The 6391-nt window shown below is 60.2% G+C and carries 4 protein-coding genes; 1 reads left to right on the top strand and 3 read right to left on the bottom strand.

All coding sequences use genetic code 11. The features are described 5' to 3' along the window. The coding region (locus EOA32_RS31420; RefSeq protein ID WP_145971412.1) for an AAA family ATPase at positions 1 to 1216 on the bottom strand (1216 nt) is incomplete at its 3' end. After that, positions 1213 to 2472 carry a DNA repair exonuclease gene (locus tag EOA32_RS31415; protein WP_128373793.1) on the bottom strand — a complete coding sequence of 420 codons (1260 nt, stop codon included), beginning with the start codon at positions 2470 to 2472 and terminating at the stop codon, positions 1213 to 1215. The genes EOA32_RS31420 and EOA32_RS31415, both read right to left, overlap by 4 nt. A gap of 624 nt (positions 2473 to 3096) precedes the next feature. On the opposite strand from EOA32_RS31415, the gene EOA32_RS31410 reads away from it, so the two are divergent. Then, entirely contained in the window at positions 3097 to 5709 is a 2613-nt protein-coding gene (locus tag EOA32_RS31410; RefSeq protein WP_128373792.1) for an AAA family ATPase, read from the top strand. A gap of 8 nt (positions 5710 to 5717) precedes the next feature. On the opposite strand, the gene EOA32_RS31405 is transcribed toward EOA32_RS31410, so the two are convergent. Continuing rightward, positions 5718 to 6391 (bottom strand): SMC-Scp complex subunit ScpB (locus EOA32_RS31405; RefSeq protein ID WP_145971411.1); only part of this gene is annotated, 674 nt, incomplete at its 5' end.

Below are 6391 nucleotides of genomic sequence, written 5' to 3'. Positions count from 1 at the left end.
CGTCGAGCGCGGCAGCGGCCTCATCGCGGGCCATCCGCAGGCTCGTCGTGATGCCGGAGCGCTGTTCGACCATGTTGCGAAGCGAGCCGACCACAAAGGCCGGCAGGATGAGCCGGGACGGATCCTGTTCGGCCGACCTTCCAAGCGCGGCGAGACAGTTAGCTATCGTCTGGTCGAGCAGTTGGACTTCCATCTTGCGGGTCGGCAGATCCATGCCCGCGGACAAATAGCGCGCCTTCCGGTCGGCAAGTCCTCGCACCTGCTCCGAGATCGCCAGCACAGTGTCGTCGACGTCGATTACTTCGATCTTTGCCTTTGCCCGATCGATCTCGTCGGCATTCGCCTGGAGACGCGTTCTTAAGCGCGCGTCCTGATCGATCAATTCCGCGACGCTGCCACTCCAGGTTCTCTTTGGAGACGGGGGGTCAGGCAGCTCAGCCAGCCTGGTTGCCTTGCGTTTTATTTCGGCCAGGAGCGGAGCGGCGCGAACATATCGGTCGATCGTGGCGAGCCGGGCCGACAACACCGCGCGTTCAGTCAGGCTGCGGTCATACTTCTCCTGGGCTTCCGCCCGTTCCGCCTCGAGCGCCTCGAATGTCGAGGCCAGCGTGTCGATCGTCTCCTTGCGCGACTTGAGTTCCGCGAACCGTTTCTTCAGCAGCGCGATATCGGTCGTCTGGGCCTGTTTCCGGTGAAGCCCATCTGCCTCCGTTCCCAAGGCGACCAACACATCGCTGGCATGGCCGAGCCCAGCACTGGCGGTGAAAAGGAGCTTGCCGAGATCGCCACGCGATTCAAGGATCGCCTTGCCCCCTGCCTCCAGCGTCTCGTCATCCAGCGAGAACATGCTGCTGTAGGCGTCGCGGGACAAGCCAGCGAGGTGCGGCGAAATGGCAATTTCGCTCAGTGGCCGGCCTTCGGCGTCGTAGAGTGAGTTGCTGCGACTCTTGGTGCGTGAAACGGCAAGCGTCTGCGCCTCGAATTCGAGCAGTCCGCCGATGCGCATGGAGCTATATTCGTGCAGGAAATTGTAGCGGCTGCGCTCTTCGATGCCAAAGAGAAGATCCAGGTAGGCAGAGAGCGCGGTCGATTTCCCGGCCTCATTCAAGCCGAAAACGATATGCAGATCCGGACCTGCAACCGGCTTCTCTCCAAAGTCGATCGCCTGATCGGTGAACTTGCCGTAGCGGGTCAGGTCAAGGCGCCGCAATCTCATCGCGTCGCACCTGCCTTGAGCCGGGCCGTGACCAGGTCTACGCTTCCGGCAAGCGCATCGTCGAGAAACTGTTCGAGGCCTGCTTCGTCCTTGCCGGCGAAGCCGCGCGCATCGGGCGGCAGGTCCGCGATCGTCTTCAATACGAATTCCCGCGCTTCGGATCGAAATGCTTCCGAGTTCGCATTGGCGCGCATGGACTGCGCGAGTTCCAAAGTAGGATCGGCGGCAGTTCCCGAATCTCCGGCAGCAAGAGCCGAAAGATCAAGCTCCAGCTTCTCCACCCAGGTGTCGCCCACCTGTTCTGCTGCCTGTTCGGCTTCTGCGACGGCCAGGTCCCGGTCGCGCATCAGCGACCATGAAAGGGCAGTTGTGCCGACCAAGCTAACGCGAGCAACAAGGTAGCGCGATCTGGTAACCTCCCGGGATTGCTCCAGTCCTGCTCGGATACGAATGACGGCCTCACTCCATTCCGACGCATCGGTTAGATCGACGCTCACCCGCTCGAACTGCACGAAACTAATGAGCCTCTCCTCGATCTCGACGGAGCGATCGTCGCGAATGGTGACCAGCGTGACCGATTTCTCACCCGCCTCATTGATGTCCCTCCCCTGAGGGATTCCTGGCATCACGAGCGTGCTCGCACCGGAATAGACCTGACGAACGTGGATATGGCCCAGCGCCCAATAGTCAAAGCCGTGGCCGTGCAGGTCGGCGACGCTGCAAGGGGCATATAGGTCATGACCTGGGGAGCCGGCCAGGCTCGTATGCATGATGCCGATGTTCGCAGTTCCCTCCTGTGGGCCGGCATATTTGGGCAGCAGGCTTTCGGGCGCCTTGGGACTGGCGAAGCTCAGCCCATGGAACGCAACGTCCACTCCAGAGCCAGGCTGGACCACGGATTGGCAGCGGCCGGCAAAGACGGTCACCGTGTCGGGCAAGACGAGTTGCTTCGAAATCCGCGACATGGCGTCGTGGTTGCCGCGGATCATGTAGACCCTGACACCGGCCTGATGGAGGCGCGTCAACTCGGAAGCCAGAAAACGCGCCGTCTTCATCGAGGTCTGGTCGCCATCATAAAGGTCGCCGGCGATCACAAGCGCATCGACATCCTCCGCAAGGCACAAATCCACTATCGCGGTGAATGCCTGGCGGCTGGCATCTCCGACGAGTTCGGCAAGCTCGGGATTGCGCAGCGCAAGCGAGCGCAAAGGCGAATCGAGATGGATGTCGGCTGTATGAACAAATCGAAATGCCATCCGCGGCGCTCTCCAGGCCCGAACAGAAGCTCAGGCAAATGCGGACACCAAGGCCTAGTCGCCCGAACGTCACGGCTAGCGGTCTCCTGGGCCTCGGTAGCAAAGTCCGACAGCGTTGGGCAACGGGAGGCGAGCTAGATCCTATGATAAACATCAACACTCGACCGCTAAACGGCTCCGTGTGCGGACCGCGTTGCCCTCGGCTGGCTCGCGATTGATTGCTGAGCCGTGTCCGGGGCATCGCATGTCTGTCACCCCTCATTCATGGACTCGAGATAGGGGCCGCGGCATGACCAGGACGATGTTAATTACTGGGGCCGGTCGCGGGATCGGGCTGGCGCTCGCACCATTCCATACCGAACGAGGCAGGGTGGCAAAAAACTTCAACATCTGCTGGCAGCGCTGGCGCCAGACGACCACTTCGACTTCGCAGGTCGATCCCAACGGTAGAAATCTCTTCCATTCGTACGCTCCTGGTTCGTCTATTCCAACCGATGCCACCTAGCACCGGCGGAGCGGGAGCCTTCCAGCCTCTTGTGCTGACCCCATGATTGCTTCTCGGCGTCGCTAGTATAGGTTGCGGTCTCCTGCCATTCCACATGACCTCCTCAGGTAAATCGTGCCATGCATCAGCCCGCACCGCGTAAGACTGTTCTTCAAACGATTCTCGATTGGTCGCAAAGCAGGCCGGCATGGCAGAGGGATGCCCTCCGGCGCATTGTGACGTCAGGCACTCTTGATGCGGCGGGCGTCAGTGAGATCTTCGATTTATGCAAGAAGGAGCATGGCGCGCCTGATATCGAGCTCGAAGCCGCGCCACTTGAGTCGGCGCATTTGCCGGCTAACCCAGGAAATGGATCCGCTATCACGCTATCGTCGCTCAGTGACGTCGTAGGGGTCAATCAACTTGCTCCGAAGCAGACGCTTGCGTTCGAACAAAAGGGTTTAACGATCATCTATGGGCCAAACGGCGCTGGCAAATCCGGATACGGCCGAGTACTCAAGCGCGCTTGCCGGGCGCGCAAAGCCGGCGAAATAATGCCAGATGCGTTTTCGCTTTCCTTCGGAGGCAAAGCGACCGCGAACTTCACCATTTCTAGAGATGGGGTGCTGCAACCCGTTCTCCCTTGGGAGGACAATGCAAACCCGGATCCGGTACTCTCTGCGGTGAGCGTGTTCGACCGAGAATGCGGTGCAGTCCATATCCAGGATAAAAACGAGGTCGCGTTCCGGCCATTCGGGCTCGATATTCCGGATGATCTTGCTGGAATTTGCACCCAACTCAAGACCTCGATCCAGGCCGAGGAAGGTCATCTGAAGGCACTGAAAGACCCGGTTTTCGACACGCCAACGTGGCAGGGGACCACAGCTGTCGGGCGGATCATGTCTCAGCTCAAACACAACACCAAGCTCGATGGCCTTTGTGCCCTAGCCACCATGACTGATGCCGAACGGGCGCGTCTTCAGCAGCTCGCCGAAGACCTGGCAAAGAATCCAGTCGAGGCGGCGACCGAACAGCACCAATTCGCCGATGGCATCGCGAAAGTCCTGCGCTATATCAAGAAGGTACAGGAAGTCTACACGGACGACGCCCTCAACGCGCTGAAGGGCCTTGCGGACGATGCAAGGGTTAAGCGCGCGGCGGCTTTGCTGTCGGCCGAGACCGCCTTCAAGGATGCTACGTTTCCTGGGGTCGGCGCCGAAACATGGCGAGCCCTTTGGGAGGCTGCAAGACATTATTCGAAGCACGTTGAACAGCAGTTCCCGCCAGTGGAGGGAGAGCACTGCGTACTTTGCCATCAACCGTTGAACGCCGACGCGGGCGCACGCCTGGTGACCTTTGAGAGGTTCATCCGCGAGGACACGGAAAAGCAGGCTACGGCTGCTGAGAAGGCCTACGACACCGCGCTCACGGACTTCCGATCCAGGCACCCCGACATCAGGTTCATAGGCGAGATCCGGCGACGTATTGCTATCCACCATCCAACTGCGGCGGCGGCAGTACTGCGCTTCATGGCGTCAGCCGATTTGCGTAGGTTGCAGTGCCTCAGGGATCTTGTCAGCCCTGGTGGGATGGCGCTGTCGCCACAAGCTGCCCTTCCCGAAGCAGAACTAGTGGAGATTGAAAGCGAAGCACGCGTCTATGCTCGTCAGTTGGAAGCCGCTGCAGACCTTGAAGGCCGCAAGATCCTGCAGGCGGAGCACGACGAGCTGAAAGATAGAGCCGCTGCTGGCCACTTACACGACATCGCCGGGAAGGAGATAGATCGGCTTGTGAAGCTGGATCGCCTGGCCAAGTGCCTAGGCCAGACGTCGACGACGGCGATCACCAAACTCGGTAACGAACTCGCAGACGAGATTATCACACCCCGAATGCGTGACCGCTTTCAGCGCGAAATCGTTCGACTCGCCGCGGAGAAAGTCCGTGTCGAGGTAGTCCGATCCGGCGGCCAGTATGGCTCGCCGAACTATCAAATCCGCCTCTTTGCCAATGCCAAAACTAAGGTGCACCTGGTGTTGAGCGAGGGAGAACAAACCTGCGTAGCTCTGGCGGCTTTCCTCACCGAGCTGGCAACTGCCACCCATAAATCTGCACTGATCTTCGACGATCCGGTGACGTCCCTCGATCACCGATGGCGGCGGAAAGTTGCGCATCGGCTTGTGGAAGAGGCAAAGGAACGGCAGATCATCGTGTTTACGCACGACTTGGTGTTCGTAAACGACTTGAATGACGGTGCATTCCGCCAAGGCCTTCCGACGAAAATGTCCAATCTATCGCGCGGTCCGAATGGAACGGGCATAGTGGGAGATGGTCTCCCTTGGGATCATGCGGGGGTGAGGGCGCGGGTCGACCGGCTTGAGAAAGACCAACGGGCGGCAAAAGCGCTCTACGACGCCAATGACGAAGATGGGTATCGCAATGCAGCAATCAGGCTCTATGGTCATCTCCGCGCTACCTGGGAACGCGCCCTGGAAGAGATCGTCTTTGCAGGTGTATTGATCCGTCATCGCGATTACATCGACACGAAAAACCTGAAGAAGGTGTCAGTTCTCCTAGAAGCCGACGCAGAGACCTTCCGTACCGCGTTCAAAAAGTGCAGCGACATCATCGAAGCCCATGATCCCTCTCGCGTCCGAAATGAAGAGCCGCCGGCGCCGACTGAAGTTTCAGACGATATTAAGGCCCTCACCGATTGGGCGGAATCCTTGCGCACACGCCAAAAAGCCATCACCTAAGAGGCCCTCTATTCATCGATGGCGGCGTAGGCACCACTCTCGCCGGGGTCCAAAAACCCCGGCATGATGTCGCCCGCAAGCAGCTTCTCTTTGCTCAGTAGTCCGGCATCCTCGAGCGCCTCGAAATCCGGCAGCTGACGCAGCGTGTCGAGCCCGAACTCTGACAGGAAATTTTTCGTCGTCACATAGGTGTAGGGCGCGCCCGGCTGCGGGCTGCGCGGCCCCGAGGCAATGAGCTCCTGCGCGCGCAGCACGCCGATCAGATCGCGCGACACCTCCTTGCCGAAGAAGGAGGACAGCTCGCCCCGAGTGATCGGCTGGAAATAGGCGATGCACATCAGCACGAGCGCCTCCGACTGCGTCAGTTCTTTTGTCCCCTGCCCCGCCGGCGGGCCGAAGGCGGCGTGGATGACGTCGCCAAAGATTTTCCTGGTCCGGTGCTGCCAGCCGCCAGCGACCGCGACCAGTTCGTAGGGGCGACCGGCAAGCTCGGCGCGGATGTCGTCGATGACCAGCTCGAGATTGCAGCTTTTTCCCACCACCCGCGCCAACACCTCGCGCGGCACAGGCTCATTTGCCGCAAAGATCACCGCCTCCACGCGGCCCATCCACTCGCGCCAGCGCAGTTCCGGCGGCAGGTGCTCGAGCTCGGTGTCCAGCAACGCCGGCTGCTCGTTTGGCT

The sequence above is a fragment of the Mesorhizobium sp. M1A.F.Ca.ET.072.01.1.1 genome (genome assembly GCF_004023325.1).
In the GTDB taxonomy this organism is placed as follows: Bacteria; Pseudomonadota; Alphaproteobacteria; order Rhizobiales; family Rhizobiaceae; genus Mesorhizobium.
The sequence above is the reverse complement of the archived record's forward strand: the minus strand, read 5'-3'. Positions and strand labels throughout refer to the sequence as shown.